18 protein-coding genes and 2 pseudogenes are annotated in these 14,063 nt (G+C 68.2%); 10 read left to right on the forward strand and 10 right to left on the reverse strand.

The window, feature by feature from the left end; translation table 11 throughout:
* Nucleotides 1-2 precede the first annotated feature (2 nt).
* Both V6U86_RS07210 and V6U86_RS07215 read left to right on the forward strand, forming a co-directional pair.
* A complete protein-coding gene (locus tag V6U86_RS07210) occupies nucleotides 3-3,101 on the forward strand; it encodes a BTAD domain-containing putative transcriptional regulator (protein ID WP_334499826.1) in 3,099 nt (1,032 codons plus the stop codon).
* Nucleotides 3,102-3,183: 82 nt separating this feature from the next.
* The gene (locus V6U86_RS07215; RefSeq protein WP_334499828.1) at nucleotides 3,184-3,804 is read left to right on the forward strand and encodes a dihydrofolate reductase family protein; all 621 of its coding nucleotides are present in this window, start codon (nucleotides 3,184-3,186) and stop codon (nucleotides 3,802-3,804) included.
* A gap of 26 nt (nucleotides 3,805-3,830) precedes the next feature.
* Here V6U86_RS07215 and V6U86_RS07220 read toward each other — a convergent pair whose 3' ends face one another.
* The 3 genes from V6U86_RS07220 to V6U86_RS07230 all read right to left on the reverse strand — a co-directional run bounded on the left by V6U86_RS07220 (nucleotide 3,831) and on the right by V6U86_RS07230 (nucleotide 5,082).
* A complete protein-coding gene (locus tag V6U86_RS07220) occupies nucleotides 3,831-4,499 on the reverse strand; it encodes a cytidylate kinase family protein (RefSeq protein WP_334499830.1) in 669 nt (222 codons plus the stop codon).
* Nucleotides 4,500-4,505: 6 nt separating this feature from the next.
* Complete coding sequence (locus V6U86_RS07225; RefSeq protein ID WP_334499832.1) at nucleotides 4,506-4,694, reverse strand: DUF397 domain-containing protein; 189 nt, start codon at nucleotides 4,692-4,694, stop codon at nucleotides 4,506-4,508.
* 109 nt (nucleotides 4,695-4,803) lie between these two features.
* Nucleotides 4,804-5,082, reverse strand: coding sequence for a hypothetical protein (locus V6U86_RS07230; protein ID WP_334499834.1), 279 nt, complete (start codon nucleotides 5,080-5,082; stop codon nucleotides 4,804-4,806).
* 166 nt (nucleotides 5,083-5,248) lie between these two features.
* On the opposite strand from V6U86_RS07230, the gene V6U86_RS07235 reads away from it, so the two are divergent.
* On the forward strand, nucleotides 5,249-5,593 hold the full coding sequence (locus V6U86_RS07235; RefSeq protein ID WP_334499836.1) for a hypothetical protein: 345 nt from the start codon (nucleotides 5,249-5,251) through the stop codon (nucleotides 5,591-5,593).
* Nucleotides 5,594-6,027: 434 nt separating this feature from the next.
* On the opposite strand, the gene V6U86_RS07240 is transcribed toward V6U86_RS07235, so the two are convergent.
* Together V6U86_RS07240 and V6U86_RS07245 are read right to left on the reverse strand one after the other, a co-directional pair.
* A complete protein-coding gene (locus tag V6U86_RS07240) occupies nucleotides 6,028-6,429 on the reverse strand; it encodes a type II toxin-antitoxin system VapC family toxin (RefSeq protein ID WP_334499839.1) in 402 nt (133 codons plus the stop codon).
* On the reverse strand, nucleotides 6,426-6,671 hold the full coding sequence (locus V6U86_RS07245; protein WP_334499842.1) for a FitA-like ribbon-helix-helix domain-containing protein: 246 nt from the start codon (nucleotides 6,669-6,671) through the stop codon (nucleotides 6,426-6,428). Before V6U86_RS07245 ends, V6U86_RS07240 begins: the two co-directional genes overlap by 4 nt.
* A gap of 288 nt (nucleotides 6,672-6,959) precedes the next feature.
* On the opposite strand from V6U86_RS07245, the gene V6U86_RS07250 reads away from it, so the two are divergent.
* The gene (locus tag V6U86_RS07250; RefSeq protein ID WP_334499844.1) at nucleotides 6,960-7,313 is read left to right on the forward strand and encodes a hypothetical protein; all 354 of its coding nucleotides are present in this window, start codon (nucleotides 6,960-6,962) and stop codon (nucleotides 7,311-7,313) included.
* Between the two features lie 44 nt (nucleotides 7,314-7,357).
* Nucleotides 7,358-7,453: pseudogene (locus V6U86_RS07255) on the forward strand (IS982 family transposase); the annotation flags it as partial.
* A gap of 170 nt (nucleotides 7,454-7,623) precedes the next feature.
* Here V6U86_RS07255 and V6U86_RS07260 read toward each other — a convergent pair.
* Nucleotides 7,624-8,229, reverse strand: coding sequence for an isochorismatase family protein (locus V6U86_RS07260; protein ID WP_334499847.1), 606 nt, complete (start codon nucleotides 8,227-8,229; stop codon nucleotides 7,624-7,626).
* A gap of 148 nt (nucleotides 8,230-8,377) precedes the next feature.
* The gene (locus tag V6U86_RS07265) at nucleotides 8,378-9,079 is read right to left on the reverse strand and encodes a DsbA family oxidoreductase (protein WP_334499850.1); all 702 of its coding nucleotides are present in this window, start codon (nucleotides 9,077-9,079) and stop codon (nucleotides 8,378-8,380) included.
* A gap of 203 nt (nucleotides 9,080-9,282) precedes the next feature.
* Between V6U86_RS07265 and V6U86_RS07270 the strand changes: the two genes are divergently transcribed.
* Nucleotides 9,283-9,657: a winged helix-turn-helix transcriptional regulator gene (locus V6U86_RS07270; protein ID WP_334499852.1), complete on the forward strand. Its 375-nt coding sequence runs from the start codon at nucleotides 9,283-9,285 to the stop codon at nucleotides 9,655-9,657.
* Between the two features lie 288 nt (nucleotides 9,658-9,945).
* On the opposite strand, the pseudogene V6U86_RS07275 reads toward V6U86_RS07270, so the two are convergent.
* The 3 genes and pseudogenes from V6U86_RS07275 to V6U86_RS07285 form a co-directional block, all read right to left on the reverse strand.
* Nucleotides 9,946-10,270: pseudogene (locus V6U86_RS07275) on the reverse strand (uridylate kinase); the annotation flags it as partial.
* A 6-nt stretch (nucleotides 10,271-10,276) separates the two neighbouring features.
* Nucleotides 10,277-10,411 carry a DUF397 domain-containing protein gene (locus tag V6U86_RS07280; protein WP_334499854.1) on the reverse strand — a complete coding sequence of 45 codons (135 nt, stop codon included), beginning with the start codon at nucleotides 10,409-10,411 and terminating at the stop codon, nucleotides 10,277-10,279.
* Nucleotides 10,398-11,303, reverse strand: a complete 906-nt coding sequence (locus V6U86_RS07285) for a helix-turn-helix domain-containing protein (protein WP_334499856.1) — start codon at nucleotides 11,301-11,303, stop codon at nucleotides 10,398-10,400. Before V6U86_RS07285 ends, V6U86_RS07280 begins: the two co-directional genes overlap by 14 nt.
* A gap of 197 nt (nucleotides 11,304-11,500) precedes the next feature.
* On the opposite strand from V6U86_RS07285, the gene V6U86_RS07290 reads away from it, so the two are divergent.
* The 4 genes from V6U86_RS07290 to V6U86_RS07305 all read left to right on the forward strand — a co-directional run.
* Complete coding sequence (locus V6U86_RS07290; protein ID WP_334499858.1) at nucleotides 11,501-11,650, forward strand: hypothetical protein; 150 nt, start codon at nucleotides 11,501-11,503, stop codon at nucleotides 11,648-11,650.
* On the forward strand, nucleotides 11,647-13,017 hold the full coding sequence (locus V6U86_RS07295; RefSeq protein ID WP_334499860.1) for a helix-turn-helix domain-containing protein: 1,371 nt from the start codon (nucleotides 11,647-11,649) through the stop codon (nucleotides 13,015-13,017). The genes V6U86_RS07290 and V6U86_RS07295 overlap by 4 nt, the downstream gene beginning before the upstream one ends.
* 370 nt (nucleotides 13,018-13,387) lie before the next feature.
* A complete protein-coding gene (locus tag V6U86_RS07300; protein WP_334499862.1) occupies nucleotides 13,388-13,780 on the forward strand; it encodes a hypothetical protein in 393 nt (130 codons plus the stop codon).
* A gap of 43 nt (nucleotides 13,781-13,823) precedes the next feature.
* Nucleotides 13,824-14,063: helix-turn-helix domain-containing protein (locus tag V6U86_RS07305; RefSeq protein WP_334499864.1), on the forward strand; the 240-nt coding region annotated here is incomplete at its 3' end.

The following is a 14,063-nucleotide window of genomic DNA, read 5'->3' on the forward strand; positions in this document are numbered from 1 at the left end:
CGATGAACGCCACGACGGATCGAGAATGGAGCCGCCGGTGCACCGTCGTGGTCGCCGCGGCCGGCTACGGCAAGACCTTCGCCGTGCGGGCCTGGCTGGGCGACCGCCCGGTGCGGTGGTGCGCCGGAGCGGACGTCGCGGCGCTGGCGACGGCCGGGCCAGAGTGGCTCGCCACCCTCGGTGCCACGATCGACCTGCGCGTCGACGAACCGAGCTGGCTCGTCCTCGACGACGTTGGGCGACTCTCCCGCCGCCGGCTACAGACCTTGCTGGACTCGCTGGAACGCCTCCCCCCGCAGCTCAGGGTCGTCCTGGTGACCCGCCACCCGCCAACGCTGTCCCATCGGCAGTCGGGCCTGCTCACCGAGTACGGCCCGGCAGATCTCCGACTCGCACCCGAGCAGGTGGCATCCGTACTCGCCACCGATCACGGCCTGACCGATCCGGCGCTCGCGACCCGCGTCCACGCCGAGACCGGTGGCTGGCCGGCGCTTGTCACCCTGGCCGCGCGGACGGCCGCTGCCACCGGCACGGACTGGGACGACCCGGCCGAGCCGGGGACACCACTGGAGTCCTATCTCGTGCGGGAGGTGTTCGCGGAGCTGCCGCTCGAAGTCCACCGACTGCTACGGGACGCGGCGCACCTCGACCCGATCCACCCCGACCTGAGCCGATTCCTCGGCCACCGACACAGCGCCCACCGGCTGGACCAACTGGCCCGCGGCGGCATCCTCGTCCCGGTGCCGGGGGGCGGACCGCCCGCGTACCGGATGGTGCCGGTCGTCGCCGGCGTCGCCCGCCGCCGCTTCCCGTTGGGCTCGGCGGCGGCACAACGCCTGCACGCCACGGCGGCAGCCTGGTACGCCGAGCACGGGTACCTCGCCCCGGCCCTCCGGTCGTACGGGAAGTCCGGTGTCGCGGACGCCACGGCGCTGATCCTCGCCGAGCACGGCGCGCAGTTGCTCGCCTCTGGCGGCACGGAAGCGGTCATCGACGCCGTCCAGTCCCTGCCCGAGCACGCCCGGTCCGACGGCCTGCGGTTGCTGCACGGGGAGGCGTTACAGATGCGCGGCGACTTCGACGCCGCCCTCGCCGTCTACGCGGCGCTGGACGAGCACCGCGGCTCCCTCGCCGCCGGGCTCGCCTGGCAGTACGGCCTCGTGCACTACCTGCGCGGCGAACCGCAGTCCGCCCTTGAGGTCTTCCGACGCGGTGTGCTCGACCCGCACCCGTCCACCGACAACGCCCGACTGCTCGCCTGGACCGCTTCGGCCCAGTGGACGACCGGGGACATCGAGGCGTGCCGGCACAACGCCGAACGCGCCCTCGCCGCAGCGACAGCCGTCGGCGGCGACGCCGCACTCGCCGCCGCGCACACCGCGCTCGCCCTCGACGCCAAGCTGCGCGGTGACCGACCGGCAGCCGACGAACATCACGAGAAGGCGCTCCGGGCCGCCGAGGCTGCCCGCGACACCATCCAGGTGACCCGCATCCGCGCCAACCGCGCGTCCGCCCTGGTCGGCGAGGGTCAATACCTCGAAGCGCTGGCCGAGGTGCGACCCGCGGTGGAGTTGGCCCAGACCAACGGGCACGCCGCGATGCTCGCGCTGGCGCTCTGCAACGAGGGCTCGGCCTACTTCCACCTCGGTCGGCTCGCCGAGGCAGCCGCGTGTTACGAACGCGCCGTACCGCTCCTGCAGCGCATGGGGTCCCGCAAGGTGGCGTACCCGCTGGTGGGTATCGGCGACGTCCACGCGCTGCGGGGCCGGACCAACCTGGCTCGCGCGGCGTACGAGGAGGCGCTACGCGCCAGCGAACCCGTCAACGATCTCCAGATCCAGGTGCCGGCGCTCGCCGGACTGGCCCGTGTGCTGGCCGCCGAGGACGGCGCCACGGCGGTCGCCCTGGCCCAACGGGCCGTCGAGCTGGAACGCGGCCCGGACTCGGCGACCGCCCGGCTCGCGCTCGGCTGGGTGGCACTGGAGCTCGGCGACCACCAACGGGCCGCCGAGGTGGCGCTGCTGGCGTCCACCGCCGCCCGGCTGCACCGTGACCGTGCGGCCCTCGCCGAGGCGTTGGAGCTTCGCGGGGCCGCCAGCGTCGACTCCGACGACACCCGCCATGCCTGGCGGGAGGCGGCGGCGACCCTGCGCGACATCAGGTCGGCGGTGGCCGCGGACCGACTCGCGGTGCTGCTCAGCCGGCTGCCGGGGGCGGATCCCCAGGAACGCGTCGACGCCCGGCTGGCCGTCGAGCGGCTGACGAGTGCCGGCGTACCGCCGCCGACACTCGACCGGCAGCGCCCCCGCTGCGTCGCCCAGGTCACCGTCCGCACCCTCGGGCGCTTCGAGGTATTCGTTGCCGGCTCACAGGTGCAGGCCACGGCGTGGCAGTCCCGTAAGGCCCGGGACCTGCTGCGCATCCTCGCCGCCCGGCGTGGTCGCGCGGTGCCCCGGGAGCAGCTCGGCGAAATGCTCTGGCCCGCCCAGGACCCGGACCGGGTCAGCCACCGGCTGTCCGTGGCCCTGTCCACCCTCCGTGGCGTGCTCGACCCGGAGCGCCGTACGTCGACCGATCACTTCATCATCGCCGCGCACCCCAGCCTGGCGCTCGACGTCGGTCACGTCGAGCTGGATGTCGAGGAGTTCTTCGCCGAATCGGCGCACGGCCTCCGCCTGGCCGAGCACGGTGCGACAGATGACGCACGCGCCACGCTCCTCCTCGCCGAACAGCGCTACCGGGGCGACTTCCTGGAGGACGAGCCGTACGACGACTGGTCCCGAGCGACCCGCGAGGAGGCACGTCGGGTCTACCTGCGGGTGGTACGCAAGCTGGCCTCGCTGGCGCGCGACGCCGACGACATCGACGAGACCATCCGACACCTCGGCCGCGCCCTCGAACTGGAACCCCACGACGAGGGCGTGCACGGCGAGTTCATCCGGACGTTGGCGGCTGCGGGCCGGCACGGCGAGGCCGCACAGGCATACCGACGCTACCGGGAGGCGATGTCCGCCATCGACGTACCGGCTCGGGCACGAGGCGAGCTGTGCGGCGCACCAGGCAGGGAGCCCATCCCTGCGGCGACACCCGCCGGGCAGTAGGTGCCATCGCCGCAATGCGCGATCGGGATCGAGGGTGGTCGTAGGCTGACCGAACGCCAATGAGTCGTCAATGGAGAGCGCAGTGACCACACGTACCGGCAAGGTGATCGCCGACCAGACCATCTCCGCCGACGGGTACTCGGCCGGGCACAACCAGACCGAGGAACGCCCGTTCGGCGACGACGGCGGTGACGGCTGGGGCCGTGGGCTGCACGCCTGGATGTTCGACTTCGGCGAGGAGAACCGGCCCGAGGTCGACCAGATCAATGCCGCCGGCGCCGTCATCATGGGGCGCAACATGTTCGGCCCCGTGCGCGGCGCATGGGATCGGCAGTGGAACGGCTGGTGGGGTGACGACCCACCGTTCCACAAGCCGGTGTTCGTGCTCACCCATCACACACGGGAGCCGCAGCCGATGGCTGGCGACACCACCTTCCACTTCGTCACCGACGGGATCGAGGCGGCGCTCGCGCAGGCGCACGCCGCGGCCGGTGGCGGCGACATCTTGATCCACGGCGGTGCGACCACCATCAACCAGTACCTTGCCGCCGGCCTAGTCGACGAACTGCGGCTGCACATCGTGCCGCTCACCCTCGGCGCCGGCGTCCGGCTGTTCGAGGGCGTCCCGCCGCTGAACCTCGAACAGGTGACGGCACGTGCAGCGACTTCGGTCCTGCACGTGACCTATCGTGTGCTGCCCTGAACCGATGCTGTGCCTGACCGTCCGTGTCAGGCAGGCTCCCAGACCGGCAGCTCAGGCTCGTCGTTGTGCACGACGATGTCGGCGTGCCGGGCCGGGCGGACCGTGGCGAAGTAGAGCTGCTGGGCGGGGATGTACCGCTCACGCCAACGCCGTTCGACGTCGGCCCTAGTCGACAACTGACGCTCCCGGACCACGGCACGATCCACTGTCTTCTCCAGTGCCGTCGACACGAAGACGCGCAGATCCCACCGGTCAAGCAACTCCGGGCGCAGGAGGAAGACGCCGTCGAACACGAGCACGGCGTCGGGTGGGGCAGTTGTCACCGGCGGGGACAACACAGCGTCAGCGGTGTGGTCGTAGACCGCGGGCTGGAAGAGTCGATCTCCGCCCGGCCCCAGCGGGTCGAGTAGGACTCGGTTCAGCGCGTGATAGTCGTGGGCGTCGTGGTAGCAGCCCTCGGCCGAGTACTCGCCGCGCGGATAACGCTGCGCCCGGGGGAAGAGGAAATCGTCGATCGTGGCGCGGATGACGTCACGGCCCTGTGCCCGCAAGACGACAGCGAGCTCGTCGGCGAGGGTGGTCTTGCCGGCGGCGGGCGGTCCGTCGACGGCAACCCGCGTCGGGTGGGTGACGGTAACGGACCCGACTGCCTCAGCCAGGCAGTCGAGCAACTCGATGCGGGTGCCGTGAACCATGCCTGTTCAGGGGTGGCAGACGTTCGTCTTGATCGTGTCGACGAACGAGTCCCAGGCGGCGGGCGCGAAGCTCAGCATCCCGGCATCGAGCGCCTTGGAGTCGCGAACGTCGAACCTGACGCGCCGGTCACGAACCTCCACGCACTGGCCGTTGTTGCCGGAACGGCTCGACGTGCGCCAGGCGTTAGATTCCATGCCTGCTCAGCTCCTTGAACCTGATCGACTCGGCGGGTGACCGCGCCAGGGTCTTCAGATTGTCGTACGCCGCCGCCAGCCGCGCCAGGTCGCTGCTGGCGGATCGCGCTCAATCGGCACGGAACGCGCCGTCTGGCCCTGCCCTATCCTGAGTCGCACGCTGCCGTCGCCGCAGCAACACGGCTGACACCAGGTAGCCCACACCGCAGGCTGCCCACAGTGCGGCAAACACCCAACGCCACGGCGTGGGGTTTCCGATGGCCACGAACACCCACCCGACGGCCAGGAGAAGCCAGATACCTCCCCTGATGAGACCCTGCTTCGGCGTCTTTGCCATCTGCCACCACGGATTCTTGGCTGGCTTCATATAGGGGATCTTCGCATTCATCACAGAACCGCGCCTCCCCGACCAGCCTCTGGCTAGAGGATCGTGGATGACCGGTCGGGTAGCTGTTCCCCTGGTCAGCCGGTCTGCCGTTTGTCGGGTGGCATCGGCGTCAGCGGGTCGTCTTGGCTGTGGGTCCACGGCGAGGCCGACGAATATCGTTCCGGCTATGAACGAGTCGGCGGAGGTGAGGATGCCCGTGCGCGTCCGCTCGTGGCTTGGGGTCGCGGCGGCCACCGTCATAGCGGCGGCTGCCGCGGCGGGCTTCTGGTGGTTGGCCGTGCCGCGCTTTGACGTCTGCGCGGCCGTCCTGCCCGCGCCTGCCGGCTGCCGGATCGCCGATCGGGTGGCCACCGCGACACTCTGGACGGCTGTCGTCGCGGTGTTGTATGTGGCGACCGTCGTCGTCGCCCTCGCCCGCCCGCACGGCCGCTGGTGGCGATTGGCGGTGGGGATCGCGGTGCTGATCGTCGCCGCGTTGTGGGGCTACCGGGCGGTGCTGTACCAAACCTGACCGGCGGGCGGGTCACCGCCGCGCGGTTGACCCGCCCACCCGAGGCCAGCGGCGGGGTGAAGCTCTACCGCGCCACCGGCTGACTGGTGCACGACCCGAGCCGGAGGTATACCGCTCGCGACCGCGTCCGCCCCGACGGGGCGTCGCAGCGGACACCGCAGACCGCCGGCTGCACCCACAGCCCAGCCTGGTTAGGACTCGTCTAGTGCTCCTGCGTACCGGCTCAGAGTCGGGCGCCATCTCGTTAGCCTCAAGATCGCCGTTCTCGATCTGGCTCACCTGGAGGGTGTGACCCTATCCGTTCGGCCACCTGCCGCTGGGGCAGACCGAGACGCTTGCGCTCCTCAGCGAGGTGACACGCGCTGACACACCCCCCGGTTCCTCCTCGTACCAAGGCGTCCAGGCACGGGGCCGATGATCCGTGGCAGCCGTCGTCAGGACGGTGCAAGTAGTCGGATTTCGCAGCGGACACCGCTGGCCTTGGCGAGCCGACCATCTCCGGTCACAAGTGGACAGGACATCGACTCCGCCGCCGCGACGTAGGCTGCGTCGTACGCCGTGACATTGCTCCGCAACTGCCACATCCGGTCGAGCAAACCCGAGATCTCAACCTCGTCGATGACCAGTGAAGGCAGAGTGTCGACGGCCTCTTGAGCGCGGGCAGGGCCGAGCTTGCCACCGAGGACCTTGCCCCTGATCGCCGACATGACTTCCACCAGAAGATGTCCTGGTGCCGCCCAGTGCGGATCTGCGGTCAGTTCCGCCCGTGCCGCGTCGCCTACCGGCCCGTCGTCGACCAAAGCATCAGCCAGGACTGAGGCGTCCAGGACAATCATGCGGCGCTACCCCGCTGCCCCCGCTGGTCTGCCAGCTCGGCGGCACTCTCCCCCGGAAGGGCGCGAGTGCCATCGGACCGGCCGGCGAAGCGATCGAGGGTCGCCGTGTTGCGCAGCCGTCGGGCCTGCGTCTCCACCAACTCCAGCAGGTACGCCTGAAGGGACTGCCCGCGTGCCTTGGCTTGGGCAGCCAAGGCGTCTCGCACTTCTTCCGGCACGTCACGAATCTGGAGAGCAACCATGCATTCATTATGCATGCATCAGCGCTTCGCGGCCTGAAAAGGCTCGATCCTCTCGGTCACCGACATTCAGCGGTTCACGAAGCCGGGATGAGCATCAACTACCCCTCCGGTCCTCTGCACCAGGAGATGGCCGTCCTCGACCCAGATGGTCTCGCCGGCATGAACGAGGACCGGTTGGTCCAGGACGAAGTGACGCCAACGATCGACAAGTGTGAGGCGGTCAGCTCAGGTGCTGAACAACGACCGCATGGGCAGCAGGAAGGGGACCCGTTCTGTAGCGTTCCGCCAGTGGGACGGCTAGTGGACCGGCACCGTGATCTCGCCGGGTGGTTGGTGACGCCGCTGTTCACCCTGGTAGCGGCCCCAGTGTTGGCCTGCTTCGTCGGGGTGCTGGGAAGCCTCGGGGACCACAACGGGCCGCCGGCGCTGTGCGAGGAGGCCATGGCTGAAAACATGTGCGAGGAGACCAGCCTCGGGGTGGTCGGCGCACATGTGGTCATCTCAGGCGCCATGTGGTTGCTGCTCTGGGCTATCCCGTGGTGGCGAGGTCTTCGCACGGTGCGCGTTCTGCTGGCCGTCGCCGCGACCGTCGTTCTCGTACTCCTGCCAGTGCGGATGTTCAACTGGTTCTCGCAGACCTGACAATCGCGCATCACCGCGTGGGCTGATCACCCCTGCTCAAACCGATCAGGCAGCTCATCGAGTCGGTCAACGACACCCTCAAAGGCCAACTCGACCTCGAACTACACGGCGGCCGCACCATCGAAGGCGTCTCCGCCCGTCCAGATAGACCACCAGGCCGTCGCGCTCCTGCTCAACGGGCGAACACGGTGGTGCGCGAGTCCGACACCTCTGCGTGCGGGATCCGTAACCGTCATGCCCCTGAAGCGGGCCCGGCGGGGGCTGAGTTGAGCGAGCGCAGCCTGCCGTCGGGCCCGCTGGGGCACTGCGTCTACTTCGCCAACCCGAATCCACCGATGGTGGTCGTGAGGTTCTCGGCCAGTAGCTTGCGAATTTCCGCACCATGCGGAGTGGCCCAGTCCCTGGCGAGTTCGCCGAGGACCGCAGCGGTGGTGATCAGGTTGACGCCGGCCTGAATCATGCGCAGTCGCGCGATTTCTTCGGAGTACTGGAACACCGACCCTCCGGCGTCGAGCACCGCGTAGACCTCGTATCCGGCCTGCTTGGCGCTGAGGGCGGTATAGACCAGGCATCCGTCGTTGGTGGTGCCGGCCATGATCAGGGTCCGGCGACCGGTGGCCTCGACTGCCTGCACGAACTCCGGGTCGTCCCAAGAGTCGACGATGCCGGTGCGCTTGATCCGGTTCGCGTAGGCCTCCGGGTTGATCTCCTCCAGCCCGGGCATCCACCAGTCCTTGTTGTCGTCCTCGGTGCTGCTGGTCCAGACGTTGGGCATGTCGAGGACCTTCGCCGCCTTGACCAGCGTGATGCTGTTCAACTTGGCGACCTCGGGCGACTGGGTCTTGATGAACCCCATCGAGATGACCTGGTGGTCGATCAGGATCAGAGCACTGTCCTGCGCCTTCAGGTTTGTCATGGTTTGTAACTCCAAATCGGTATGGCGAACCCTCGTGGGTCCACCGCTTGTTCCCCCGAGCGGTCGGCTCGGGTAGCTAGCGAGATATGCCGGGCGGGATGTCGCCGGCGGGGTCCCGGGCGGGCTGTCAGGCGATGCCGGGCTCGGGCTATGCGCAGCCGTCCGGGGTGCAGACCCCCTCGGCGCCAGCGACGACCGGCAGTGGCTGCGGCGTGGGATGACTTTCGTCCCACACCTTGGTGATCACCGCCAGCAGATCATCGGTACCGATGGCCCCGGGGACGGCGAGGCGGCCGTCGAACACGAGGAACGGCGCGCCACGGGCGCCGAGGCGCTGCGCCTCACGCTGGTCGGCCGTCACGCGGGACCGGTAACGGCGGCTGCGAAGTACCTCGGCTGCCTCCGCACGGTCCAGGCCCACCTCGGCGGCGAAATCGAGGACCTCGTCGGCGGTCCACAGCTTGCGGGCCCGCCCGAAGTGCGCGCGGAACATCGCCGTCCAGATCTCGTTGGCCCGGCCCTGGTCCGCGGCGTAGGCGAGCAGCTCATGGGCCAGGTCGGTCGGGCCGAGCGTGCGATCGACCGCGCGGTAGGGCGTCAGGCCCTCCGCCTTGGCGGCCCGCTCGATCGGCCGCAGGACCCGCTCGACGGTCGACGCGGGTGCCCCGGCCATCCCGATCAGCTCCCGCTGAGTGACGCCCGACCGTGGCAGGTCAGGGTGCAGCTGGAACGACCGGTGGACCACCTGCACCTGGTCGCCGTAGGCGAACCGGTCCAGGGCCAGGTGGAGTCGGTGGTCCATCAGCCCGCAGTACGGGCAGACGATGTCTGACCAGAACTCGATCTTCATCGCACGCTCCCTTCATTTCCTACTCTCTGTTCGTAGCCCCATGATGCATTAGAATCGGAAGCGTGCAAAAGGCACATTCATGTGCGTGTGGGCCGCGCAAAAGGCACATTCATGTGCGTAGAGGCTGAGCAGAAGGGGTGGCAGGTATGCGTGCGGAGGATCTTCGGCGGAGGCGAACCAACGTCCGGGCGAACGTCCGGAGGGTGCCAGGGCCCTGTGCGCACTGGAACGACGAAGACGCCGACTTCATCCGCGAGGTCCTGGACCTTGTCGGTGACAAGTGGAGCGTGTTGATCATCGGTACGCTCGCCGACAATCCCGTCCGCTACTCGGACCTGGCCGACGCGATCCCCGGCATCTCCCAGCGCATGCTCACGCTGACCTTGAAGCACCTGCAGCGCACCGGGCTCGTCACCCGGACCTCCTACCCGGAAGTCCCGCCGCGCGTCGAATACGCCCTCACCGAACTCGGCAGTTCGCTTCTGTCGACCGTCCTGGCCCTGGCGGCCTGGTCCGCCGACAACCACGCCGAGATCCGCCGTCACCAGATCGCACACGACAGCGCCGACGAGACGTAGGCGCGGCCGGCCACCGGCCTTCGACCCCCACGTCTACCAGCAACGTCACGCCGTGGAATGCGGCATCAGTGGCCACGACTCGCTCGCGCCACCACGTTTCGTCGCAAGGTCTTCATCAGGGCTGCATGTCGGTTGGTGCCGCCCCGTGTCACGAGTCGACGGGTGTACAGAGTCGCCAGCCCCACCCATATCGAGGCCACCCCGACAAACACTGTCCCAAACGTGATGGCGATCGGCACCCAGACCACCGCCGGCTTCAGGGACCAGAGGGCTATCGCGCCGATGGTCAGCATCCGTAGCACGGTCGTAGACTGCGTGTTGGAAGCCTAGATCTCCGCCTGGGCGAGTGGATCGAGCAGAACCGGTTCAACGCGTCGTAGTCGTGGGCGTCGCAGTAGCAGCCCTCGGCCGAGTACTCGCCGCGCAGATAACGCCGCGCCCGGGGGAAGAGGAAATCGTCGATCGTGGCGCGGATGACGTCCTCGTCGGCGAGGGTGGTCTTGCCGGTGGCGGGCGGTCCGTCGACGGCAACCCGCGTCGGGTGGGTGAGCGTGACGGACCCGACTGCCTCAGCCAGGCGGTCGAGCAAGTCGTCGCGGGTGCCGTGAACCATGCCTGTTCAGGGGTGGCAGACGTTCGTCTTGATCGTGTCGACGAACGAGTCCCAGGCGGCGGGCGCGAAGCTCAGCATCCCGGCATCGGGCGCCTTGGAGTCGCGAACGTCGACCCGGACGCGCCGGTCACGAACCTCCACGCACTGTCCGTTGCTGCCCGAACGGCTCGACGTCCGCCAGGCGTTGCGTTCCATACTTACTCAGCTCCTTGATGAACCGGATCGACTCGGCGGGCGACATCGCCAGCGTCTTCAGATTGTCGTACGCCGCCGACAGCCGCGCCAGGTCGCGGCTTGACTCAAGGAACAGTTCGCCGGCCAGGGTCTCGATGTAGCCCAGTGGTGGCTCGTCCCGCTCGAAGCTGAGCAGAGCGAAGCCGCTGCTGTCCGCCAGGTGGGCGCCGGCCTCGAAGCGCAGCACCTGGATCGTCACGTTCGGCAGCCGACTCAAGGTGACCAGGTGATCGAGTTGCTCACGCAGCACGTCCGGACCGCCTACCTCGGTGCGTACCGACGCCTCGGACAGAATGGCGTGCATCCGCAGCGGAACCGGTTTCCGACGCAGCACCTCCTGCCGGGTCATCCGGGCGGAAACACGCTGCTCGACGGTCTCCGGGTCGGTCTCCCTTCCGATGACGTTGACCTCACGGGCATAGCCCTCAGTCTGGAGTAGACCGGGCACAAGCATCGGCTCGAAGTTCTTCAGCTCCATTGCCTCGATCTCGTACGCGATGTAGGTGGCGTACTTGCCACCGAGGCGCTGCCACCAACCGTCCTCACGCAGACCCCGCGCCTGATCCAGCAGCGACGTTCCCGGCTCCTCGTCAATCTTGACGCCGTACGCGACCAGCAACTCCATCACGTCGCCGACCCGAGGTCTGATCTCGCCCGACTCGATCCGACTGATCCGAGACGGCGAGCAGGCAAGTGTCTCCGCCACTCCTTCACCGGTCAGGCCCTCGGCTTCGCGGAGCTTGCGCAGTTCCCGGCCCAGCCGCCGAGAGCGCGGTGTCGGGGGCGTGAATCGAGGCATGTCGTGATTCTGCGCCCTGCCTCGCGTTTCCCCATGCCCTGACTCACGTGCTCGGCGTGTCGATCAAGCGCATCTTCTTGCTTTGCATCACATGATGCGCAAGTCTGATGACTGTCAGCAGCGAAGCGTTGCCGCAACGTGAGCCGCCCTCGCGCGGCAACTCCCGGCTCCGGCGTCGTCAGAGAGCGAGCACACGCATGGTTTCCGAAGTCGTGTCGATCGTGTTCGGCGGCCTGGTCCCCGGGCTCCTGTTGGGGCTCCTCGCCTTCCGGGTCAAGTCGCGATGGTGCCCGCGCTGCGGCGAGGCCACCGATGCCATCCAGCCAACGCCGGAGCGGAAGCAATGAACCAGCCCAGCCGACGGAACAGCAACGAGCCCCCGATCGGGCGGCGGATGGCAGAGCTACGCGCACGTCGGGGCATGAGCCAGCAGGTCTTCGCCGACCGGATCCGCAAGTCGAAGAGCTGGGTGGACAAGGTCGAGCGAGGGGTGCGTACCCTCGACCGACTCTCGGTGATCGAGACGGTCGCCGCAGCCCTCGGCGTCGCCCCCGACGTCCTGCTCGCGGGCAGGGCCCCGCGCCAGCAGGTCGCCGACACCGGCGGCGACGTGGAACGACTCCGCGCGGCACTGGCCCGCTACGACCTACCCACCGGCGGCAGGCCAGCGCCGTCATTGGTCCAGCTCGATGCCCAAGCGGGGTACGCGTGGACCGCGTACCGCAACGGTCACCACCCCCAGGTCCTGCGTCTGCTGCCCGACCTGCTCTGCGATAGCCGCGCACAGCCGGGAGACACCGCGGACCTGCTGGTGCGGGTGTACCGGCTCGCCGCGCAGGTGCTGGTCAAGCTCGGCGAGGCAGATCTCGCCTGGCTAGCCGCCGATCGGGCGATGAGCGCGGCCTCCGGTGACCCCTGGCGGGCCGGTCTTGCGGCGATCTCTTTCGCGCAGGCACTGCGAGCCCTGCGGCGAGGCCGATTGGCGATGACGGCCGCCGTCAACGCCGTACACCAACTGGACCTGGCACCGCCCCACCTCCGCCAGCCCGGCGTTACGGGGACCCTGCTGATCGAAGCGGCGCTCGCCGCCGCCGTCAGCGGGGACGCCAGCGCGGCAGGTGAACTCACCGAGCGCGCGGCCCGCCTCGCCGACGGCCAGCGTCAGCACGACTGCGACGGCGTGGGGTTCGGTCCTACCCCCGTCAAGCTCGCCCAGGCACTGATCGCGATGTGGTCTGGCGACCACCAATCGGCGGTGACGACTCACCAACAGGCCACCGGCGGTAACGCCTGGCACCTGCTTCCTGCCGAACATCGGGCCGCCCACCTGATCGACATCACTCATGCCTATCTGGACCTCGGCGACACGCGCGCCGCCGGCCGAGCACTGGTCACCGCCGACCGGATCGCCACCTGGGAGACACGAACTCGCCCCGTGGCCCGGGCAGCGCTGACCGCTGTTTTCCGCGCCGGACCGGGTGCGGCCGACGTGTCCCGCTTGGCCGCAACCATGGGTTTGACCGCGCGTGAGCCAGCATCCAACGGCAGGGTCAGCGCTAATTCGAGCCCAGCAACCTCCGCAACCCGGGATGTAGGAACAGGATCAGTCAAAAACCAACTAGCTGTTCCCGCCCACCAGGAAGCAGTGTCACGCAGGGGCCCCGAACGGCTGAGAGGCGAGCGCTGGACAGATCCGACGATCTCCGGGAGGTAGGCGAGCGGCCTTGGAGCCGACCGCTTAGGGGTGGCCTGCTCGGGTAGTCGAAAAGAGCATCCGTCTATCCTCCTCCTTCCACCTCCAGACAGGCTTCAAGCGGAACTCGGCCACAACGTTACCCGACAGATCACAAGCAACTCCCGACCTTCGACACCGACGGCGCTGCTGGGATCTTGTTGATTCAGGTGCAGCACTCCCGGTACCGCCAAAAGAGGCAACCCACATCACCCTCCCTGCAGTGAATGGCGGTTGGCCAGCTCAAACTACGTCTGCCGGTGATCTATGGAGGTGCACTCAGGCGGAAACCAAGACCATGAAATGGAGCGCAGACCCCAAGTGTGATCATCGCATTACTGCGAGTACCCTGATGTCTGCTTACAGCGGAGCCAACGTTGCACTATGGAGGGTCGGCGTGCGGGTCAGGGGTACACTTCGGAAGCTTGACTTCGGCGCGTCAGTAGCCGAATCAGACGAACTATTGAAAAACTATTTCGTCGAAACTGAGCCGTTTCGCGCGCTGATTGAAGATCGAGTCGATGTCGTAGCGGGTGACAAAGGGACCGGAAAAAGCGCGATCTTCCGAATCCTCAGCGAGAGGTACACCACCTACCCCGAACTCAAGAATGTTGAAGTTGTGCCCGCCTTCAACATTGCTGGCACACCAATATTCCAACGCCTTAATGAATCCGACCTTCTTTCGGAGCCGCACTACATCGGGATTTGGAAGGCTTACTTTCTGAGCCTAAGGGACGTCTCGTAACCCCGGTGTCTGTCTGGTCAGGACGACAGGTCAGGATCCCTGGGTGCAGGTGATCACCGCAGCCAACCCTGACTGGATCTTTCCGTTCACCGGGTTGCAGCCCGCCCAGTTCCGCAAGCTGGTCCGGCTGGTCGCCGAGCGTGGCGGTGACGGCATCGCCGACGGCCGGCCGGGCCGGCAGTGGGCCCTCGACCTGCCCGATCGGGTGTTGCTGGTCGCCGCGTACTGGCGCACGAACCTGACCATGCGCCAGATCGGCCCGCTGTTCGGGGTGTCGCACTCC

Origin of the sequence: Micromonospora sp. CPCC 205558 (genome assembly GCF_036902955.1) — a bacterium.
GTDB lineage: Bacteria > Actinomycetota > Actinomycetes > Mycobacteriales > Micromonosporaceae > Micromonospora.